The following is a 1,023-nucleotide window of genomic DNA, read 5'->3' on the forward strand; positions in this document are numbered from 1 at the left end:
GGATTCCCTTGGCTGCTGAATTCTGATTCTATCGCTTCGACTGGTGATTTGGTCGGAGGCAATATGACCCGAGCTTTCAGTGATGATTTGCGTAGCCGCGTTCTGGCTGCGTCACGCGTTGGCATGTCGGCGAGATCGGCGGCAGCCAGATTTGGAATTGGCATTTCAACGGCCATCGCCTGGATTGCCAGCGCACGGGCGGGCCAGTTTACGCCTGCTAAGCAGGGCCGACGCGGTGGTTCACGCCTTGATGCTCACGAGGACTTCATCATCCGCATAATCGAAGAGGAAAAGGATATCACGCTCAACGAGATGGTTCTGCGATTGCGCGAGGACAGAGCCATATCGATCGGCCGTAGCGCGCTTGACGTCTGGCTACGAAAGCGCGGCTGGACTTTCAAAAAAAGGCCGCGCATGCACTGGAGCAGGAGCGTCCTGACCTGCTGAAACGTCGTCAGGATTGGTTCGACGACCAACTCGATCTCGATCCGGCGCGGCTCGTCTTCATCGATGAAACCGGCCTGAGCACGAAGATGTCCCGGCTTCGTGGACGTGCCCCTTGCGGAGATCGATGCCGTTCACCGGTCCCACACGGCCATTGGAAGACGACGACGTTTACCGGAGCCCTCAGGCTATCTGGAATGACGGCACCCATGGTTTTGGACGGCGCGATGAACGGGGTAGCATTCCAGGCCTATGTCCAGCAGGTTCTCATTCCAACCTTGGTGCCGGGCGACATCGTCATCATGGATAATCTGCCTGCACACAAAGCGGAAGGAGTACGTCACGCAATCGAAGACGCCGGATGCCGGTTGCTTTACCTTCCTCCATACAGTCCCGACTTCAACCCCATCGAGAAGGCATTTGCGAAGCTCAAGGCCGTCTTGCGCGCAAAAGCCGAGCGAACGGTCGACGGCTTATGGAATACCGTTGGCCAAATCCTTACGCTGTTCGAACCACAAGAATGCGCCAACTACTTCAAATCGTGCGGATATGACCCCGAGTAAAGCGGACACGCTCTAG

The 1,023-nt window shown here is 56.9% G+C and carries 1 protein-coding gene; it reads left to right on the forward strand.

Annotated features, from left to right (window positions below; translation table 11 throughout):
• The first annotated feature begins 63 nt into the window (after nt 1-63).
• Nucleotides 64-1,007, forward strand: a protein-coding gene (locus ACOZHT_RS24395) for an IS630 family transposase (protein ID WP_421567117.1) whose coding sequence is annotated in 2 segments (ribosomal slippage) — nt 64-388 and nt 388-1,007 — 945 coding nt in all. Because the reading frame shifts where the segments join, the coding sequence is not laid out codon by codon here.
• Nucleotides 1,008-1,023: the final 16 nt, after the last annotated feature.

Source organism: Ochrobactrum sp. EDr1-4 (genome assembly GCF_049199085.1).
Classification (GTDB): domain Bacteria; phylum Pseudomonadota; class Alphaproteobacteria; order Rhizobiales; family Rhizobiaceae; genus Brucella.